General features: G+C 72.1%; 19 protein-coding genes. 11 read left to right on the top strand and 8 right to left on the bottom strand.

Translation table 11 applies throughout. The features are described 5' to 3' along the window. Positions 1-78: 78 nt before the first annotated feature. Both ACWGJ2_RS17085 and ACWGJ2_RS17080 read right to left on the bottom strand, forming a co-directional pair. Positions 79-1458 (bottom strand): MFS transporter, encoded by a 1380-nt coding sequence (locus tag ACWGJ2_RS17085; RefSeq protein ID WP_453346890.1) that lies wholly within the window; start codon positions 1456-1458, stop codon positions 79-81. 145 nt (positions 1459-1603) lie between these two features. Then, entirely contained in the window at positions 1604-2389 is a 786-nt protein-coding gene (locus tag ACWGJ2_RS17080; RefSeq protein ID WP_453346889.1) for a DeoR/GlpR family DNA-binding transcription regulator, read from the bottom strand. 130 nt (positions 2390-2519) lie between these two features. Here ACWGJ2_RS17080 and ACWGJ2_RS17075 point away from each other — a divergent pair, with 130 nt between their 5' ends. The 5 genes from ACWGJ2_RS17075 to ACWGJ2_RS17055 are packed head-to-tail and all read left to right on the top strand — an operon-like array spanning position 2520 to position 7987. Then, complete coding sequence (locus tag ACWGJ2_RS17075) at positions 2520-3191, top strand: HAD family hydrolase (RefSeq protein WP_453346888.1); 672 nt, start codon at positions 2520-2522, stop codon at positions 3189-3191. Further along, complete coding sequence (locus ACWGJ2_RS17070; RefSeq protein WP_453346887.1) at positions 3188-4240, top strand: 2-hydroxyacid dehydrogenase; 1053 nt, start codon at positions 3188-3190, stop codon at positions 4238-4240. Before ACWGJ2_RS17075 ends, ACWGJ2_RS17070 begins: the two co-directional genes overlap by 4 nt. Beyond that, entirely contained in the window at positions 4237-5700 is a 1464-nt protein-coding gene (locus tag ACWGJ2_RS17065; protein ID WP_453346886.1) for an FGGY family carbohydrate kinase, read from the top strand. Before ACWGJ2_RS17070 ends, ACWGJ2_RS17065 begins: the two co-directional genes overlap by 4 nt. Further along, positions 5697-7436, top strand: coding sequence for a dihydroxyacetone kinase family protein (locus ACWGJ2_RS17060; protein WP_453346885.1), 1740 nt, complete (start codon positions 5697-5699; stop codon positions 7434-7436). The genes ACWGJ2_RS17065 and ACWGJ2_RS17060 overlap by 4 nt, the downstream gene beginning before the upstream one ends. A gap of 50 nt (positions 7437-7486) precedes the next feature. Then, the gene (locus tag ACWGJ2_RS17055; RefSeq protein ID WP_453346884.1) at positions 7487-7987 is read left to right on the top strand and encodes a ribose-5-phosphate isomerase; all 501 of its coding nucleotides are present in this window, start codon (positions 7487-7489) and stop codon (positions 7985-7987) included. A gap of 1145 nt (positions 7988-9132) precedes the next feature. On the opposite strand, the gene ACWGJ2_RS17050 is transcribed toward ACWGJ2_RS17055, so the two are convergent. Next, the gene (locus tag ACWGJ2_RS17050) at positions 9133-9336 is read right to left on the bottom strand and encodes a cold-shock protein (RefSeq protein ID WP_453346883.1); all 204 of its coding nucleotides are present in this window, start codon (positions 9334-9336) and stop codon (positions 9133-9135) included. Between the two features lie 254 nt (positions 9337-9590). On the opposite strand from ACWGJ2_RS17050, the gene ACWGJ2_RS17045 reads away from it, so the two are divergent. The 6 genes from ACWGJ2_RS17045 to ACWGJ2_RS17020 all read left to right on the top strand — a co-directional run bounded on the left by ACWGJ2_RS17045 (position 9591) and on the right by ACWGJ2_RS17020 (position 16269). Then, the gene (locus tag ACWGJ2_RS17045; protein ID WP_453346882.1) at positions 9591-10439 is read left to right on the top strand and encodes a menaquinone biosynthetic enzyme MqnA/MqnD family protein; all 849 of its coding nucleotides are present in this window, start codon (positions 9591-9593) and stop codon (positions 10437-10439) included. Positions 10440-10517: 78 nt separating this feature from the next. Further along, positions 10518-12233, top strand: a complete 1716-nt coding sequence (locus ACWGJ2_RS17040; RefSeq protein WP_453346900.1) for a serine/threonine-protein kinase — start codon at positions 10518-10520, stop codon at positions 12231-12233. A 113-nt stretch (positions 12234-12346) separates the two neighbouring features. After that, the gene (mqnC, locus tag ACWGJ2_RS17035; protein WP_453346881.1) at positions 12347-13543 is read left to right on the top strand and encodes a cyclic dehypoxanthinyl futalosine synthase; all 1197 of its coding nucleotides are present in this window, start codon (positions 12347-12349) and stop codon (positions 13541-13543) included. A gap of 46 nt (positions 13544-13589) precedes the next feature. Further along, complete coding sequence (locus ACWGJ2_RS17030) at positions 13590-14147, top strand: hypothetical protein (protein WP_453346880.1); 558 nt, start codon at positions 13590-13592, stop codon at positions 14145-14147. Positions 14148-14159: 12 nt separating this feature from the next. Then, complete coding sequence (locus ACWGJ2_RS17025) at positions 14160-14852, top strand: demethylmenaquinone methyltransferase (protein WP_453346879.1); 693 nt, start codon at positions 14160-14162, stop codon at positions 14850-14852. Between the two features lie 133 nt (positions 14853-14985). After that, positions 14986-16269 carry a geranylgeranyl reductase family protein gene (locus ACWGJ2_RS17020; protein ID WP_453346878.1) on the top strand — a complete coding sequence of 428 codons (1284 nt, stop codon included), beginning with the start codon at positions 14986-14988 and terminating at the stop codon, positions 16267-16269. 372 nt (positions 16270-16641) lie between these two features. Here ACWGJ2_RS17020 and ACWGJ2_RS17015 read toward each other — a convergent pair whose 3' ends face one another. The 5 genes from ACWGJ2_RS17015 to ACWGJ2_RS16995 form a co-directional block, all read right to left on the bottom strand. After that, on the bottom strand, positions 16642-16800 hold the full coding sequence (locus tag ACWGJ2_RS17015; RefSeq protein ID WP_453346877.1) for a hypothetical protein: 159 nt from the start codon (positions 16798-16800) through the stop codon (positions 16642-16644). Between the two features lie 70 nt (positions 16801-16870). After that, positions 16871-17164: a hypothetical protein gene (locus ACWGJ2_RS17010; protein WP_453346876.1), complete on the bottom strand. Its 294-nt coding sequence runs from the start codon at positions 17162-17164 to the stop codon at positions 16871-16873. Positions 17165-17176: 12 nt separating this feature from the next. Beyond that, a complete protein-coding gene (locus ACWGJ2_RS17005) occupies positions 17177-17329 on the bottom strand; it encodes a hypothetical protein (protein ID WP_453346875.1) in 153 nt (50 codons plus the stop codon). Positions 17330-17466: 137 nt separating this feature from the next. Beyond that, complete coding sequence (locus tag ACWGJ2_RS17000; RefSeq protein ID WP_453346899.1) at positions 17467-18351, bottom strand: methyltransferase domain-containing protein; 885 nt, start codon at positions 18349-18351, stop codon at positions 17467-17469. A 41-nt stretch (positions 18352-18392) separates the two neighbouring features. Then, complete coding sequence (locus ACWGJ2_RS16995; protein ID WP_453346874.1) at positions 18393-18530, bottom strand: hypothetical protein; 138 nt, start codon at positions 18528-18530, stop codon at positions 18393-18395. Positions 18531-18778: the final 248 nt, after the last annotated feature.

Here is an 18778-nt window from a genome sequence, read left to right as displayed (position 1 = left end):
GTTCCGCAACCGGTCGGCCCGCCCACCTGGTGTCCGCTCACAGATCACAGAGCCGGACGCGTTCTCACAGCGCCCCTGCTACGGAGCGCCCGCCGGAGCCGCGGCCTCCGCGCTGCCGCCAGGCGGAGCCACCGTCTTCGCGGGGGAACCGTCCCCCGACGGCTTCCCCGCCCCCTCTCCCGGCAGCTTCAGGAACAGCGTCAGCACCAGCGCCAGCAGGTACAGGCCCATGAAGATCAGGGTGACGCCGCCCGCGCCCACCAGCGGGAAGAAGAGGCTCGCGATGGCCGGGCCGACGAACGTCGCGCCGCCCGCGCCGAGGTTGAGCAGCGCCATGGAGCCGCCCTTGTTCTCGGGCGCCATGGACGGGATCAGCGCCGAGATGGGCACGAAGCCCGCGAGGGTGGCGCCGTAGAGCATGCCCGCGAGGACCGCGACCCAGTAGTAGTCCGGGCCCAGCCAGGTGGGCACGAAGTAGAGGACCGTCACACTGATCGCGCAGCCGAGGGCGCCGAACGTGGCGATCGTCGTGCGCCAGCCGATCTTGTCGGAGAGGGCGCCGAAGATGAGGTTGAAGAAGATGTTGGTGCCGTAGATGATCGCCAGGAGCTGGAGCCACTTGTCGGTGCCGAAGCCCACGTCGTCGGAGAAGATCCGCGGCAGATAGACCAGCATCCCGAACTCGGGCGCGGTGTTGATGACCCGCACCAGGCAGCCGACCAGGACGCGCGGGTGGGTCCAGACGATGGAGACGCTGTTGAACAGGCTCTGCCCCGTGGTCACCTCGGGCGGGGCCAGCCGGTCGCCGCCGGCGCGCTTGCGCGCCCCGACCAGCGAGAACGCGCCGCCGATCAGGATCAGGCCCAGCGCGGACCACAGCGTGCCCATCTCGCCGAAGGCCGGGATGGTCAGGCTGGACCAGAGCGAGCCGAGGGTGGGCAGGCCGCCCGTGAAGGCGAAGTAGAACCAGCCGACGGCCGTGCCCAGGCGCGCGGTGGGCGCCGTGTCGGTGATCCAGACGAGGAAGCCGAAGGCGAAGAGCGGGTAGCCGAAGCCGCGGATGCCATAGAGGACCAGCATCATCGGGTAGTTCTCGGCGCCGAGCGCGACGACGAGGTAGAGCACGTCGAACACGGCCCAGATGACGAGGCCGACCCACATCACCTTTCGCGGTCCCCAGACCTGCGCGAGCGCGCCCGAGAACCACGAGGCCAGCATCACGGCGATGCCGTAGGCGGTGATGACGTAACCGGCGCGGACGTCCGTACCGGCGCCGTGGTCGGCCATGTACGGCGCGATGAAGCCGCTCTCGACGCCGTCGCCGATCATGAACAGCAGGACGCCGATGTAGCCGAACAGCAGGGGTTTCGGCAGCCCTATCCGGTCCAGCAGCCCTCCGGCCCCCGCTCCCGGTCCGGCACCCGCCTTCGCGGGTGCATCCGCAGCACGTCCCGGCATTGCGGCCTCCACTCTGAGGTACACGTTCTGAGGTACACGTTGTGACAACCGCAGATCCTCAGCCTCAGTGGGAGAAATATCAAGGCCTCTGTTAAAAATAACCGCGCTTTCTGTTAACCCTCCCCTCTCCTCCCCTCGGGTCCCGTCACTCCCCGGTCACGACCCGGACGTCCGTCAGCTTCCGCATCCCGCTCACGAGGTCGTCCTCGACGGGGCCCGTCAGCACCACGTGATCAAAGGACTCCACACCCTCCAGCCGGTGCAGCGCGTTGCGCCCCACCTTGCTGTGGTCCATCAGCAGCACACTGACGGCCCCCGCCTCGCGCATCGCGCGCTTGATCGTGACCATCTCCTGCTCCTGGTGGTAGGTCATCGTCGCGGTCATCGCGGAGGTGGAGACCACGGCCAGGTCCACCGAGAAGCTGTTGATCATCTCCAGCGCGGGGAGGCCGATCCAGGAGTCGTGCGTACGTGAATATTCGCCGCCGATGCAGATCAGCCTGATGTCGTCCGCGGCCCGCAGTTCCTCGGTGATCAGGCGGTAGTTGGTGACCACGGTCATGGGCCCGACCTGCGGCAGCAGCCTGGCGAGGGCCAGCGCCGTCGTCGAGTCGTCGAGCATCAGGGACATGCCCGGGGAGACGAACGAGAGCGCCTCGTGCGCCAGCGCGTCCTTCTCGCCGGGGTGCGCGTGCAGCCGGAAGTCGGAGCTGGACTCGAAGACGGTGGACGGCTGGGCCGAGACGCCGCCGTGGTACTTGCGCAGAATGCCCCGGTCGGCCAGCTCTGCGATGTCGCGGTGCACGGTCATGAGGCTGACGCCGGTCATCTCCGTGAGTTCGGCCACGCTGGCGTCCCCGTGTGCCAGCACATGGTCAATGATCATCTGCTGTCGTTTCTGGCGCGTGGCGCGCGCTCCCTGGGCGGTCATACGCACCATCCTGCCCTGTGTGTCCGGCACGAACTATCACCGGGAGGGGGTTAGCCCTACCAATCACCTAGTGACAACTAACAGTCACGGTGTTAATTTGCTGAAACCGCGACGTTAAGGAGTACCGGCCGTGGCCGAAGCAGTGGTGTTTGACATGGACGGAGTGCTCGTCGAGAGCGAGCACCTCTGGGAAGAGCTGTGGACGGCGTTCGCCGCGGAGCGTGGCGCACAGTGGGGCCCGGAACAGACCAAGAGCTGCCAGGGCATGAGCGCCCCCGAATGGGCCACCTTCCTCACGGAGTTCGCCGGGGGCGGCGACAGCGCGGAGGACACCGAGCGCACCGTCGTCGACGGCATGATCGCCGCCCTGGAGGGCGGGCGCATCGACCTCCTCGAAGGCGCCCGCGAGATGGTCACCGAGACCGCGGCCCGCGCCCCCATCGCGCTGGCCTCCTCAGCGCCCCGCCGGGTGATCGACGCGGTGCTCGTGCACCACGGCATCGACCACCACTTCAAGGCCACTGTCTCCAGCGCCGAGGTCCCCCGCGGCAAGCCCAGCCCGGACGTCTACCTCGCCGCCGCCGACAAGCTGGGCGTCCCCGCCGCGCGCTGCCTGGGCGTCGAGGACTCCAGCAACGGGCTGCGCGCCGCAGCCGCCGCCGGGATGACCGTCGTCGCCATCCCCAACCCCCAGTACCCGCCGGCCGAGGACGCCCTCGCAGGGGCCTCCTTCGCCGCCTCCGACCACGACTCCGTACGCCGTTACCTCATCGGTCAGCTGAAGGAAGGTGACCGGGCATGACCACGGTCCTCGTCTCCGGTGACGACTTCGTCGCCCCCGAACTGTTCGCCGACGCGCTGCGCGAGGCCGCGCCCGGCACCGCCTTCGACTTCCGCACGATGCGCACCGGATGGCCCGTCGAGCCCTTCGGGCCCGTCGGCGGCGTCCAGGAGGCCAGCGGCACCGAGGAGCAGGTCATCGAGGCGCTCGGCGACGCCGAGATCGCGCTCACGCAGATGGCGCCCTTCACCGCCAAGGTCATCGAGGCGGCCCCGAAGCTGCGCATGATCGGCGTCTGCCGGGGCGGCCCCGTCAACGTCGACCTGGCCGCCGCCACCGCCGCCGGCATCCCGGTCTCCTTCACCCCAGGGCGCAACGCCGCAGCCGCGGCCGAGTTCGCCATCGGCCTGATGCTCGACGCGATGCGCCGCATCACCGTCTCCGACGCCGACCTCAAGCGCGGCGTCTGGCGCGGCGACTACTACGCGTACGAGAACGCGGGCAGCGAGATCGAGGGCTCCACCGTCGGCCTCGTCGGCTACGGCGCCATCGGCGCCATCGTCGCGCGCGTGCTGAACGCCTTCGGCGCGCGCGTCCTCGTCTCCGACCCGTACACCGACCCGGCGAAGGCCGCGGCCGACGGCGTCGAACTCGTCACCCTGGACGAGCTGCTGCGCGCCAGCTCCGTCGTCAGCCTGCACGCGCGGCTCACGCCCGAGACCCGGCACCTGCTCAACGCCGACAACCTCAAGCTGCTGCCCGAGGGCGCCGTCCTCGTCAACTCCGCGCGCGGCGGCCTCCTCGACTACGCGCCGCTGCCCGCGCTGCTGGAGTCGGGCCGCCTCGGCGCGCTGGCACTCGACGTCTACGACATCGAGCCCCCGCCCGCCGACTGGCCCCTGCACAGCGCCCCCAACGTGATCACCACCCCGCACCTCGCGGGCGCCACCCGGCAGACCGCCGAGCGCGCCGCGCTCATCAGCGCGGGCGAGGCGGCCCGCTTCCTGCGCGGTGAGCCCCTGCGCCACCTCGCCAACCCCGAGGCGCTCGCCGGAGGTACGGGCTCATGATCGTCGGGGTGGACGTCGGCACCTCGGTCACCAAGGCCCAGCTCATCACGCGCGACGGCCGGACCACCCCGGCGCACGAGGCCCGCAGCACTGTCTACACGCTGCCGGGACAGCGCGTCGAACAGGACCTGGAAGAGGTGCTGGGCACGGTCGTCACCGTCGTACGGGCCGCCGTCGCCGACGCGCACGTGCTCGGCGCCGACGAGCCCGTCGAGGCCCTGGCCATCACCGGGCAGGGCGACGGGCTGTGGCTGCGCGACGCGCGAGGGCGCGGCGTCGGGCGCGCGCTCTCCTGGATGGACGGGCGCGCCGCCGACATCCTGGACGGCTGGACCGCCGACGGCGTCGCCCAGCGCGTCCACCAGCGCACCGGAGCCGGGATGTTCCCCGGCTCCGCCGCGCCCCTCCTCGCCCACCTGGCCAAGCACGAGCCGGAGCGGCTCGCTGACGCGGCCGTGGCGGGCTACTGCGTCGACGCCATCGTGCAGCGCTTCACCGGCGAGATCACGGTGGACGCCTCCGACGCGAGCCAGCCGTTCCTGAACGTCGGCTCGCGCACCTACGACGACCAGGCGCTGGACCTGTGCGGCCTCGCCCCGCACCGCCGCCTGCTCGCCGAGCCCGCGCCGCCCCGCACCCTGCACGCGCTGCTGCCCGAGGTCGCCGCCGAACTGGGCCTGCCCGCCGGGCTCCCCGTCTCGGCAGGCCCGTTCGACATCCCCGCCTGCGGCTTCGGCTCCGGGCTCGCCGAGGTCGGCGAGGGCAACCTCATCATCGGCACCACCCTGGCCAGCCAGGTCCTCACCGACGACCCGGCGCCCCAGGTCAGCGACGACCCGGCCGGGATGCTGCTGGCCACCCCGTACGAGGGCCGCTATCTGCGGGTCATGCCCGCCATGATCGGCACCGCTGGACTGGACTGGCTGCTGAAGCTGCTGGGCGTGCGCATCCAGGAACTGGACGCACTGCTCGCCCAGTCCCCGTACGGCGCGGGCGGCGTCACCGCGCTGCCCTTCCTCTCCGCGAGCGGCGAACGGGCACCCTTCGTGGACGCCCGCGCACGGGGCCGCCTCGACGGACTCTCCCCGACGACGGGCCGCGCCGACCTGGTGCGGGCACTATGCGAGTCCGTCGCCTACTCGGCCCGGCACTGCATGGAGACCCTCGGCGTCTCGCGCGCCGTCACCGCCTGCGGCGGCGGCGCCCGCTCGGGCGAGTGGGCGCGGATCTTCGCCGGGGTCCTCGGCACCGATCTGCACGTCACCGACGACGCCGTCGGCATCCGGGGCGCCGCCCAGGTCGCCTGGGACGCGCTCGGCACCCCCGTCGACGCCGAGGCCTGGCGCGCGCACCGCCGCACCGTGACCGCCGACCCGGAGGCCACGGACTTCTACGCGGACGGCTACGCCGCCTACCTGCGCACCCTCACCACGGCCCGCGAGGCATGGAGCACGACATGACCAGGCTCTTCAACGACCCCTCCCGCTTCGCCGACGACATGGTCACCGGCTTCGCCGCAGCACACCCCGAGCACGTGCGGGCCGTCCCCGGCGGCGTCGTCCGCGCCGAACGCCCGCGCGGGGGCAAGGTCGCCGTCCTCACGGGCGGCGGCTCGGGACACTACCCCGCGTTCTGCGGCGTCGTCGGGCCCGGCTTCGCCGACGGCTCCGTCATCGGCAACATCTTCACCTCGCCCTCCGCCGCGCAGGCCCACTCGGTCGCCACCGAGGCCGAGACCGGCGGCGGCGTCCTCTTCCTCTTCGGCAACTACGCCGGAGACGTCATGAACTTCGGCCTCGCTGCCCAGCGCCTCACCGACGAGGGCATACCGGCCCGCTGCTTCGCCGTCACCGACGACATAGCCAGCGCCCCCGCCGAGGACACCACCAAGCGGCGCGGCATAGCGGGCGACTTCGTCGTCTTCAAGACGGCCTCCGCCGCCGCCGAGGAGGGCGCCTCCCTGGACGAGGTCGTCCGCGTCGCGGAGCACACCAACGCCCGCACCCGCACCCTCGGCGTCGCCTTCGCCGGCTGCACCCTCCCAGGCCAGGACGAGCCCCTGTTCACCGTGCCCGAGGGCAAGCTCGGCCTCGGACTCGGCATCCACGGCGAACCCGGCGTCAGCGAGAGCGAACTGACCACCGCTGACGACCTCGCCCGCACCCTCGTCGAAGGGCTCCTCAAGGAACGCCCCGCCGACGCCGACGCGGAGAACGGCCGCGTCGCCGTCCTCCTCAACGGCCTCGGCTCCACGAAGTACGAGGAGCTGTACGTCGTGTGGGCCACCGTCTCCAGGCTGCTGGCCGAGGCGGGGCTCGAAGCGGTACGGCCCGAGGTCGGTGAACTGGTCACCAGCCTCGACATGGCGGGCTGCTCCCTCACCCTCACCTGGCTCGACGACGAGCTGGAGCGGCTCTGGCTCGCGCCCGCCGACACCCCCGCCTACCGCAGGGGCGCCCTCGCCGCTCCCACCAGGCCCGCCGCGGACGTACGGACAAGGTCCCCCCGGGCCCGTGCGTCCGCGGCGACTCCCGCGCCCGCGCCCGCTGTGGCGGAGGGCGCCGGAGCGGACACCTCCGCCTTCGCCGTACGGGCGCTGCGCACCGCGCACACCGTGCTGCACGAACAAGAAGAAGTCCTGGGCCGACTCGACGCCATCGCCGGGGACGGCGACCACGGGCGCGGCATGTGCAAGGGCGTCGACGCGGCACTCGCGGCAGCCGAGCGCGCCGGGTCCGAACGCGCGGCACCCGCCGCGCTGCTGGCCGCTGCGGGCGACGCGTGGGCCGCCGAGGCGGGCGGCACCTCGGGGGCGCTCTGGGGCGCAGGGCTGCGCGCCCTCGGCGCCGGGCTCCCCGCGGACCGCGCGCCCGAACCCAAGGAACTGGCAGCGGCGGCGGAGAGCGCGCTCCGGGCCGTCACCGCGCTCGGCAAGGCCGAGGTCGGCGACAAAACCCTCGTCGACGCGCTCCAGCCCTTTGTGACCGCGTTCACCCAGCAGCTCGGGGACGGTACGGGCGCGGCCGACGCCTTCACCGCCGCCGCCCGGACGGCCAGCGAGGCGGCCGAAGCGACGGCCTCCCTGCGCCCGCGCCTCGGCCGCGCCCGCCCCCTCGCGGAACGCAGCGTCGGCACGCCCGATCCGGGGGCGGTGTCCCTGGCGACGGTGCTTGGCGCTGTGGCCGCTGGGGCCTGATCCGTCGCTCTGCCCTCGCCCTGCGTTCAGCTCACTGGAGGAGTACCACCATGGCCACCGGCACCACCGAGACCACCCCGGACCGCCCGTTCCGGATAGTCGTCGGCTGCGACGACGCGGGCCTCGACTACAAGGAGGCCCTGAAGCGGGACCTCAAGGACGACCCGCGCGTGGCCGAGGTCACCGACGTCGGCGTCGGCACCGACGAGCACACCGCGTACCCCCACGTCGCCGTCGAGGCGGCACGTCGCGTCGCCGAGGGCGAGGCGGACCGGGCGCTGCTGATCTGCGGTACGGGGCTGGGGGTCGCGATCAGCGCGAACAAGGTGCCCGGCGTGCGCGCCGTGACCGCGCACGACAGCTACTCCGTGCGGCGCTCTGTGCTCAGCAACGACGCGCAGGTCCTGTGCTTCGGCCAACGCGTGATCGGCCTCGAACTCGCCCGCACACTCGTGGACGAATGGCTGACCCAGCGCTTCGACACCACGTCCCCGTCCGCCTCCAAGGTCGCGGCCATCACCTCATACGAGACCCCTTCGCGGGGTGCGTAAGGAAACGGGGGGTTCCCGCTTCACGGGGGTGTTGCACGGGACGGTCGGCCGGTGTGGTGCGCACTGTAGGGTCCCGCGCTGATTTTTGTGCCGCGTCACGGGGGCGCGGGGCGCTGCGCTGGGCGGTTCGCCGTTTCCGGGTGCGGGTGGGTGGCTTCGGCGCGGCGTGTGGTGCGGGTACGTCGCGGCTGGCGCCGCGTGGTTCTTGGCTTGCGCCGGTGGCCGTGTGGGGTACGTGTTCTTGGGTGTCCGGTGCCGCGGTGGGGTGTCTCCTCGGCGTGAAGCTTTCGTTTTCGGCTTTCCACCGTCGTTCGTCTCGACCTGCGGGGACACCCCACCGCGTCCCCGTCCCGCCGGTGACCCGCTTCCGCTCCGGGTCGGCTGAGCCCGGCCACATCCCCGGCGCGGGACCTGCGGTCCCCACTTCACAGGGCGACCGTCCGCGCGCAACACCCCCTGTCGGGGGTGCGCAGCCCCGGGGTGCCCCCTGGGGTTTCGTTGGCGTGCTGCGGGCCGGTGGGTGGGTTGTGCCCACCCTCCCCCAGCTACCGCTGGGAGGTGCCCCCTCGCCATGCGGAACGCCTGCCCACAACGGTTGAGGCCACCGGCCGGGAGTCGGCCGCGACTGGGAGGTGGTGTGGCGGGGTGTCCCCGCAGGGCGAGCAAGTCACCGGCGGAAAGTCGAAAGTGAGGCCTTTACGCCCGAGGAGACACCCCGGCGCGGCGCCGACCCCCACCACACAGCAACCCCACAACCACGGTCGCAACCCAGAATCACGCGGCGCCAGCCGCGTCGCACCGTCACCACACGCCGCGCCGTAGCCACCGGCCAGGCAGCCGAACACGAAACCCGGGGGCGCCCCACTGGCGACGGCGCCAAAACTGTTGTGGGCAAGCGTCCCGCAAGGCGGGACGGGTGGGCACAACCCGTGCCACCGGCCCGCAGCACGCGAACGAGCCCCCAAGGGGCACCCAGGCAGGGCGCACCCCAACAAGAACCGGGCACCCCGTGCGGCCTTCACCCCGCACCCCGTGAAGGGGCGCGACCCGGTGAAGGGGGAACCCTGCGTTTCCTTCCGCAACCCGCGAAGGGAAAGGCAGGAGCCCCCGCCATTGGCGGGGGCTCCTTGGGTGGTGCTATCGAGTCACTGCGCGGTGACGTTCTCAGCCTGCGGGCCCTTGGGGCCCTGGGTGACGTCGAACGACACGACCTGGTTCTCCTCCAGGGAGCGGAAACCAGACGCGTTGATCGCGGAGTAGTGGACGAAGACATCGGGACCGCCGCCGTCCTGGGCGATGAAACCAAAGCCCTTCTCGGCGTTGAACCACTTGACGGTTCCGGTAGCCATAAGCCCTCCCTGGGCCTATAAGGGTCGCCCTGCTCCCAGAACCCCGCTAAGAAGTCTGAAAACGACGAGAGCCCGCGGTCACATGCTCCGCAGGCTCTGTACTGCAAGGGAAACCAAACTGCAACTTGCGGCGAGCCTAGCATGGGGTCCCGGCAGCGCGGAAGAGTCCAAGATCCCCGCTCCATCCCCGCTCGGGCGGGGGCCACGCCCCCCTCGGACCGGCACGGACGGGCTCCAGGCGTACCCTCCGGAGTGTGACTGCGCATCCGAGATCCCGCCCCCGCGTCGGGCACATCCAGTTCCTGAACTGCCTGCCGCTCTACTGGGGCCTCGTCCACACCGGCACCCTCCTCGATCTGGAGCTGACCCGGGACACCCCTGAAAAACTGAGCGAACAGTTGGTGAACGGCGATCTCGATATCGGCCCGATCACCCTGCTGGAATTCCTCAAGAATGCGGACGATCTCGTCGCACTGCCAGATATCGCTGTGGGCTGCGACGGCCCGGTGATGTCGTGCGAGATCGTTTCCCGCGTTCCGCTTGAGGAGCTGGACGGCGCCCGCGTCGCCCTGGGCTCCACCTCGCGCACCTCCGTACGGCTCGCCCAGCTCCTCCTCGCGGAGCGGTTCGGGGTGGCCCCGGACTACTACACGTGCGCGCCCGACCTCGACCGGATGATGGCCGAGGCCGACGCGGCAGTGGTGATCGGGGACGTCGGGCTGCGTGCGTATCTGCGCAACCTGCCGGAGGACAGCCTCCACGTCTACGACCTGGGCGAGCTGTGGAAGGAGTGGACGGGCCTCCCGTTCGTCTTCGCGGTGTGGGCCGCGCGCAAGGACTATCTGGCGCGCGAGCCGGAGACCGTGCACGAGGTGCACAAGGCGTTCCTCTCCTCGCGGGACCTCTCCCTCCAGGAGATCGGCAAGGTCGCCGAGCACGCCGCGCGCTACGAGGTCTTCGAGCCGCCGGTGCTGGAGCGCTACTTCACGACGCTCGACTTCCGCTTCTCGGAGCGTCAGCTGGAGGGCGTCACCGAGTTCGCCCGCCGCGTGGGCGACTCCAGCGGCTTCGCCCCGGACGTGAAGGTGGAACTCCTCCGCTGACGGAGGCGACGGCCCGCGTCCCTTCCCGCCTGCCGAATAAGCTGGTGGGCCACAGTCCAGAGGGTGGGGGAGCACGGTATGCGTCCGCTGGGGCCCGACGATCCGCGTGCGATCGGGGAGTTCCGCCTGCTGCGGAGCCTCGGGTCCGGTGGCATGGGGCACGTGTATCTGGGCCGCAGCGCGAGCGGCCGTACGGTCGCGGTCAAGGTCGTGCACCCGCACTTCTCGCAGGACCGGCTGTTCCGCGAGCGCTTCCGCCGCGAGGTCGCCTCGGCGCGCCGCGTCGGCGGCGACTGGACGGCGCCGGTCCTGGACGCGGACCCGGACGCGCGCGTCCCCTGGGTCGCGACGGGCTACGTGGCGGGCCCGCCGCTCCAGCAGGCCGTCGAGGAGCACGGCCCGCTGCCGGAGACCGCCGTACGGGCGGTGGGCGCCGGTCTCGCCGAGGCACTGCGCCATGTGCACGGGCTCGGCCTGGTGCACCGGGACGTGAAGCCGTCCAACGTGCTGCTCGCGCTCGACGGCCCCCGGCTGATCGATTTCGGCATCGCCCGCGCCACCGACGGCACCGCCTCCCTCACCTCCTCCGGCGTCTCGATCGGCTCACCGGGCTACATGTCGCCCGAGCAGGTGCTCGGCAAGGCCGTGACCGGGGCCTCCGACGTGTTCTCGCTGGGCGCCGTGCTCGCGTACGCGGCGACGGGCGTGACCCCCTTCCCCGGGGACAGCTCGGCGGCGCTGCTCTACAAGGTCGTGCACGAGGAACCCGAGCTGAACGGCCTCGCGGGTGAGCTGCGCGAGCTGATCGCCGCCTGTCTGGCCAAGGAGGCGGGGGACCGCCCGGGGCCGGAGGAGATCGCGGACCGGCTGTCGGGCGGAGCGGAGGGCGGCGCGTCCGCGCTGGTGGGGACGGGGTGGCTGCCAGGGCCCGTCGTGGAGCGGGTGAGCAGGAGCGCCGTCGAACTGCTGGACCTGGAACCGGAGGGGGAGCCGGGTCAGCCCCCGGGGCCCGTCGAGCCCGTTCCCGTTACGGGCGGATCGGGACCCGTCCCGTTCACGTCCTCGTCGCAGTGGCCTGACGCCCCGCCCGCGTCACCACCCGTGCCGCCGCCCGCCCAGCTTCCCGAGCAGCCACCGGCCGGTGCCCCTCCCCAGGGCGCCTTCGGCCCGGCGCCCGCCGAGGCGCCCGCCGGGACGCCCGCCACCGGCGCCTCGCTCACGGCGAGCGCGGGGCGCGGCAAGCGGCGGGTGAGCTGCACCGTCGTGCTGTCGGTCGCCTGCGTGCTGGCGGCCGTGACGGTCGGCGCGTACTTCTTCCAGCTCCTGCCCGGCTCGGGCGGCGGCGCCTCCGACAGCGCGGGCCAGCCGCCCACGGCCAGCCAGCAGCCGGGCGACGAGGGCGACGCGGGCGGCGGCGACGACGGAACCGTCGCGCGGGACTTCCTCGGCACCTGGACGGGCGAGGTCCGCACCAGCAAGAACATGTCCAACGGCAGGATCACCGTGCGGATCAGTGAAGGACGCGTGGGTGACGAGGCCGTACGCGCTGTGGTGACGCTGCCGGGGAACAAGGAGTGCAAGTGGGCGGGCACGCTCACGAAGGTCACCGACGAGAAGCTGACCATGCGCGAGAAGAGCGTCGGCAAGGTGCCCGAGGTGCTCGGGGTGAAGCTGTGCACGGAGACCGAGTCGACCGGCACCCTCACGAGGGTCAGCGACGACGAGCTGCGCTACGCCTCGGACGACGCGGGGGGCGGCAACCCCACGGCCGACCTCACCCGCGCGAAGCCGTAGCGGCGCTCCCGCCCGCCGGGTCCCCGCAGGTCCGGCCCGTACGGTGTCGGAGCCCTGGCGTACGCTGGTCGGGTCCTGGTACATCCACGAGCCAGCTTCGGAGGGACGCTTCGGTGCCCGAGAACGCCGACCTTCAGTCCGTACTCGACCGCGCCGCCGCGGGCGGGCGCATCACCCCCGAGGAGGCGGTGGACCTCTACCGCTCGGCACCCCTGCACGCCCTCGGCGCCGCCGCCGACGCGGTCCGCCGCAGGCGCTACGCCGGTACGGAGCACATCGCGACGTACATCATCGAGCGGAACATCAACTACACCAACTCCTGCGTCACGGCCTGCAAGTTCTGCGCCTTCTACGCCTCACCGAAGAGCGACAAGGTGTGGACCCGCAGCCTGGACGACATCCTGCACCGCTGCGCGGAGACGGTGGAGCTGGGCGGCACCCAGATCATGTTCCAGGGCGGCCACCACCCGGACTACGGCGTGGAGTACTACGAGGAGCACTTCTCCGCCATCAAGAAGGCGTTCCCGCAGCTCGTGATCCACTCCCTCGGCGCTTCCGAGGTCGAGCACATGGCGCGCATCTCGGGCGTCACGCCCGAGGAGGCCATCCGCCGCATCCACGCGGCCGGTCTTGACTCCTTCGCCGGTGCCGGTGCCGAGCTGCTGCCCGCGCGGGCGCGCAAGGCCATCGCGCCGCTCAAGGAGTCGGGCGAGCGGTGGCTGGAGATCATGGAGACGGCGCACAACCTGGGGGTGGAATCCACCTCGACGATGCTGATGGGCACGGGCGAGACCAACGCCGAGCGGATCGAGCACCTGCGCATGATCCGCGACGTCCAGGACCGTACGGGCGGCTTCCGCGCCTTCATCCCGTACACCTACCAGCCCGAGAACAACACCCTGAAGGGCCGGACGCAGGCCACCCTCTTCGAGTACCTGCGCATGATCGCCATCGCGCGGCTCTTCCTCGACAACGTCGCGCACATCCAGGGCTCCTGGCTGACCACGGGCAAGGAGGTCGGCCAGCTCTCCCTGCACTACGGTGCCGACGACCTCGGCTCGGTCATGCTGGAGGAGAACGTCGTCTCGTCGGCCGGGGCCAAGCACCGCTCCAACCGCATGGAGCTGCTGGACCTCATCCGCAAGGCGGACCGCGTCCCGGCGCAGCGCGCCACGACGTACGAGCACCTGGTCGTGCACGACGACCCGGCGAACGACCCCGTGGACGACCGCGTCGTGTCCCACTTCTCCTCCACCGCCATCGAGGGCGGCACGGCCCACCCCGAGCTGAACCTCGTCGAGGCCAACTGAGCGGCCGGACGGCGGTCGTGGTTCCGGTTCGCGGGGACGGCGCACCGTGCTGACACTGCACCGTGGAACGGGCGTCCGGCTCACGGACGAGGCCGGATGCCAGGTGGACGCGGGCCACGCGCTCGTCGTCGAGGGCGGCAGGCTGGCCGCCGTCGGCCCCTTCACCGAGCTGTACGCGGCGTACGGCGACCGCGCCCGCGTCCGCGAGTGGGCGGGCGTCCTGGACCCCGGGCGGTACGAACCCGACGCGGCACCGCTGCTGGAGCAGGCGTACCACCCGGACCCGCGCGAGGCCGCCGCGCTCGGCACCGAGCCCCTGACAGGGGACGCGCTCGCCGCGCTGGAGATGACCGACACCCGCTGGGGCGCCAGCGCCAGACGCGGCCTCCAGCGGCTGCTGGCCTCCGGCACCACAGCACTCTCGGGGCACTTCACCAGGGACCCGGTGCGCCGCGCCGTGGAGCGTTCCGGCGTCCGCCTGCTGCCCGCGCCGCGCCCCCGTGCCCTCGTCCCGGCGGGCCCGGCGGACTTCGCCGTCTTCGCCTCCGACGGCGCCTGTCTCGCCACGGTGCTGGGCGGTCGTCTCGTCCACCGGCGGGCTTGACACAATGAGCCCGTGACGCGCGCATCCCTGGACAAGCAGCCGCATGAAGTCGCCGCCATGTTCGACGACGTAGCGGCCAAATACGACCTGACCAACGACGTGCTCTCGCTCGGGCAGGCACGGCTGTGGCGGAAGGCGGTCGCCCAGGCCGTCGACGCCAGGCCCGGCGAGCGGGTCCTCGACCTCGCGGCGGGCACGGCGACCTCGTCGATGCCCTTCGCAGCGGCCGGCGCCTACACCGTGCCCTGCGACTTCTCGCAGGGCATGCTCCGCGAGGGCAAGCAGCGGCACCCCTGGATGCCCTTCACCGCGGGCGACGCGACGAAGCTGCCCTTCAAGGACGGCTCCTTCGACGCCGTCACCATCTCCTTCGGGCTGCGCAACGTCCAGGACACCGACGCCGCGCTGCGCGAGATGCGGCGCGTGACGGCTCCGGGCGGCCGGGTCGTCATCTGCGAGTTCAGCCACCCCACGTGGGGGCCGTTCCGCACGGTGTACGAGGAGTACCTGATGCGGGCGCTGCCCCCGGTGGCCCGCGCCGTCTCCAGCAGCCCCGACGCGTACGTCTACCTCGCCGAGTCCATCCAGACCTGGCCAGACCAGCCCGCGCTGGCAGCGCGTCTCCAGCAGGCGGGCTGGGCCAAGGTGGCCTGGCGCAACCTCACGGGCGGCATCGTCGCCCTCCACCGGGGCGTACGGGAGTAGTTCCCCGCGTTCCCCTGCCGCCCCGGCCGCCGGGGCGGCACCGCTGCCCCGTCACCGGGACAGCACTCAGATGCCCCGTGGCCGGGGCCTCATACACTGCAACCGTCCAGTGCCTAGTGATGCGGGAGTTCTCGTGGCCGAGACCGTCACCTCCGAGCGGACCGCCGATGTGATCGTCGTCGGGGCCGGACCCGCGGGGTCCACCACCGCCTACCACCTCGCCCGCAGCGGCCTCGATGTGCTGCTCCTGGAGAAGACCGCTTTCCCACGCGAGAAGGTGTGCGGCGACGGCCTCACCCCGCGTGCGACGAAGCAGCTCGTCGCCATGGGCATCGACATCTCCGAGGAGGCGGGCTGGCTGCGCAACAAGGGCCTGCGCATCATCGGCGGCGGCCAGCGCCTCCAGCTCGACTGGCCCGAGCTGGCCAGCTACCCCGACTACGGACTCGTCCGCAAGCGCGACGACTTCGACGAGCAGCTCGCCCGCCAGGCCCAGAAGGCGGGCGCGCGGCTGTACGAGCGCTGCAACGTCGGCGACCCGATCCTGGACCGTACGGGCCGCATCACCGGCGTCGAGGCGAAGCTCGGTGAGGAGAAGACCCCGGTCACCTTCCACGCCCCGATCGTCGTCGCGGCCGACGGCAACTCGACGCGCCTCTCGCTGAAGATGGGCCTCCACCGCCGCGAGGACCGGCCGATGGGCGTCGCGGTGCGCACGTACTTCACCTCGCCCCGCCACGACGACGACTACCTGGAGTCCTGGCTGGAGCTGTGGGACCGGCGCGGCGAGCAGGACCGGCTGCTGCCTGGCTACGGCTGGATCTTCGGCATGGGCGACGGCACGTCCAACGTCGGCCTCGGCGTCCTCAACACCTCCGCGTCCTTCAAGGACCTCGACTGGCGCGAGGTCCTCAAGGCGTGGTGCGCGTCCATGCCCGAGGAGTGGGGCTACACCCCCGAGAACATGCAGGGCGCGATCCGTGGCGCGGCCCTCCCCATGGCCTTCAACCGGCAGCCGCACTACACGCGCGGGCTGCTGCTCGTCGGCGATGCGGGCGGGCTGGTGAACCCCTTCAACGGTGAGGGCATCGCCTACGCGATGGAGTCCGGCGTCATCGCCGCGGAGACCATCGTCCAGGCGAGCGCGCGGGCGACGTCGGCGCAGCGCGAACTGGCGCTGCGCGCCTACCCGAAGGTGCTCAAGGAGACGTACGGCGGCTACTACACGCTCGGCCGCGCCTTCGTGAAGCTCATCGGCAACCCGAAGGTCATGAAGCTCGCGACGGAGCGGGGGCTCTCGCATCCGCTGCTGATGCGGTTCACGCTGAAGATGCTCGCGAATCTGACGGACCCGACGGGCGGCGACGCGATGGACCGCATCATCAACGGCCTCACGAAGGTGACGCCGCGCGCGTAGGCATCCCAGGGGGGTTCGCCGTTTCGGGGTGCCCCCGTTCGCCGGGGGTGTTGCGCGGGACGGGTCCCCTTCGCGGGGTGCGGAAGGAAACGGGGGGTTGCCGGTTCGCGGGGGTGTTGCGCGGGACGGTTGGCCGGTGTGGTGCGCGCTGTAGGGTCCCGCGCTGATTTTTGTGCGGCTTCACGGGGTGCCGTCGTGTTGCAGGGCTTTGCCGATGCGGGTGTGGCGGGCGTGCCACCAGTGTCGGGGGGCGAGGAGGGTGGAGAGGCAGTCGCGCGGGGTGCCGTCGACGGTGATGCGTTCGCCCTTTTCGCGGAGGCGGAGGGCGTGGCAGGCGTAGCCGGTGGCGGGGAGTTCGGTGTTGCGCCAGGTTCAGGCATCGCCGAGGTCGAGGGGGCTGCTGGGGCCGGCCGGTGTGGACGGCCGCGGGACCCGGCTGTCGGGCTCGGGCGTGCTGGTCATCAACGACGAGCAGCCGGTGGCCGTGAGCGTGACGACGGCGAGCAGGGCCGCAGTGGTGCGGGTGTGCATGGGTCCCCCTGGGATGCGTGTGGGGGGCGAGGGCAGTGTGCCGCATCCGGGGCCCGGCCGCTGCGGCGCGCTACAGGAGGCGGGTGCGGGCGGTGCGGGGTGCGGAGGTGGCGCGGCGTCCGCGTGCGGGCCGTACCGTCCGCCGGGTGCGGGGCTCGCCCTCCAGTCCTGCGGCGCGGCGCGCGAGCGCGGCGAGCTGGTCCTCGCTGAGGCCGGTGGCGCGGATGATGTCGCGGGCGCGGGCGGTGCACGAGGGCGTCGGGCAGTGGACCTTGCTCGCGGGCTGGTCGGGCGACCCGTAGTGCATGGCCTCCGGCGGCAGGCAGTGTGTGGCACAGACGAGGCAGATGTACACGTCACGCATGGCGCTCCTCGGCTAGCTCTTGCCGCTGCCCCGGCAGGTGTTGCACGGCCCCATCCAACGGCGCTCGCGCGGGGTCTGTTTGCCGTCCGGGTCGGTCTCGACGGTGTGCTCGATGTGGTCGGTCAGCCCGGTACCGTCACACGCCGCGCAGTCGTCGTCGGCCACGGCCCCAGGGTGGCAGGCCCGGGCCCGGCTGTCAGGCCGGGGTTGGGGTGGCGGACCCTGGCGAAACGCCGTGGCAGCCGCAGTCGAAGACGCCGCCGCAGCAGCCGTACCAGCAGCCGCACCGCTCGGCACAGGTCTCACACGGCGCCGGAGCCCGCGCCCCGGCCGGGCCGCTTCAGGGGCCCGGCGGTGCGGTCCGCGGCCGTGACGCACTGACCGTCGGCGCTGACCTCGATGCGCAGGTCCTCCCACCGCTCGGGATCGAGCCCTTCGGGCCAGCCCAGCTCCGTGTAGGAAGCACTCCCGCCGCGCTGGCCGCGGGTGCGCATGAACTCGACGCGGGCCACGGGAGCCCCGTAGGCGCGGCCTTCGCCGTCGGCGGTCAGGAGCGCCAGGAGGTCGTGGCCGAAGGGGGAGTCGAGCGGGACGAGCAGGGTGCCGCCGGGGCGCAACTGCTGGATCCAGGTGTAGGGGACGCGGCGTACGGAGGCGGTGGCGAGGATCCGGTCGTACGGCGCGTCGCCGGGGTGGCCGTCCTCGCCGTCGCCGCAGAGCAGGTGCGGGTGGAGGCCGAGGCCGTGCAGGGCCGCGCGGGCCCGGTCGGCGACCTCGGGGTCGATCTCGATCGAGGTGAGACGGCCGGTTCCGGCGCGGTGGGCGAGGAGCGCCGTGTTGTAGCCGGTGCCGGTGCCGATCTCCAGCACGCGATCGCCGGGACCGAGGGCGAGGTGCCGCAGCATCTCGATCACGACCCCGGGTGAGGAGATGCTGGAGGTCCAGGCGCCGGAGGCCGGACCGTCCGGGGGTACGGCACCGTCGTCGATCTGCGTGATCAGCGGCACCCCTGGCAGATAGACGGCCTTGAGCCAGGAGCGGGGCTTTCGCGTACGGTCGAGGAGCGGGCAGCGGCCGTCCGGGCCGGGGTCGGGCCACCACACCCGGTCGGGCACGAAGTGCTCGCGGGGCACGGCGAGGAACGCCTCGCGCAGCCACATGGTGCCGAAGCCGCGCTTGGCATCCATCTCTCGCACGCATTCCTCCCGCACGTCCTGCGCGGGCGCCATCATCGGTCCTCGGCGTCCGGATCGGTGGTGCCGTCGTCTTCCGGCGCTGGATTGCCGGGTTCGCCCGCACGGGAGTACGGTCCGCCGACCTCGCCGTCGCCGGTCTGCCGGTCGTTCTCTTCACCGCCTGCTGCCATGGCCCGCCCCTTCTCTCTGGTCCGCGCCGGTTCCAGCGCGGTTTTCGACGCGACGGTAGCCCTGCCCGGCGCCTGCCGACAGAGCGCACAGGAGTGCGCCGGACCTTCGCCGTCGCCGCACGGGCTGCGGTCTTCTCCGGACCGACATACACCGAAATGCGCGGGAAGCACGCGGGAGACACGACGAAGGGCCCCCTCCTGCCGGAGAGGGCCCTTCGTCCGTTTTCAGGGTGCTATGTCACCGGAGT

Source organism: Streptomyces sp. NPDC054796, from assembly GCF_053611545.1.
Note: the sequence above shows the minus strand (reverse complement) of the source record. Positions and strands in the feature narration are given on the sequence as shown.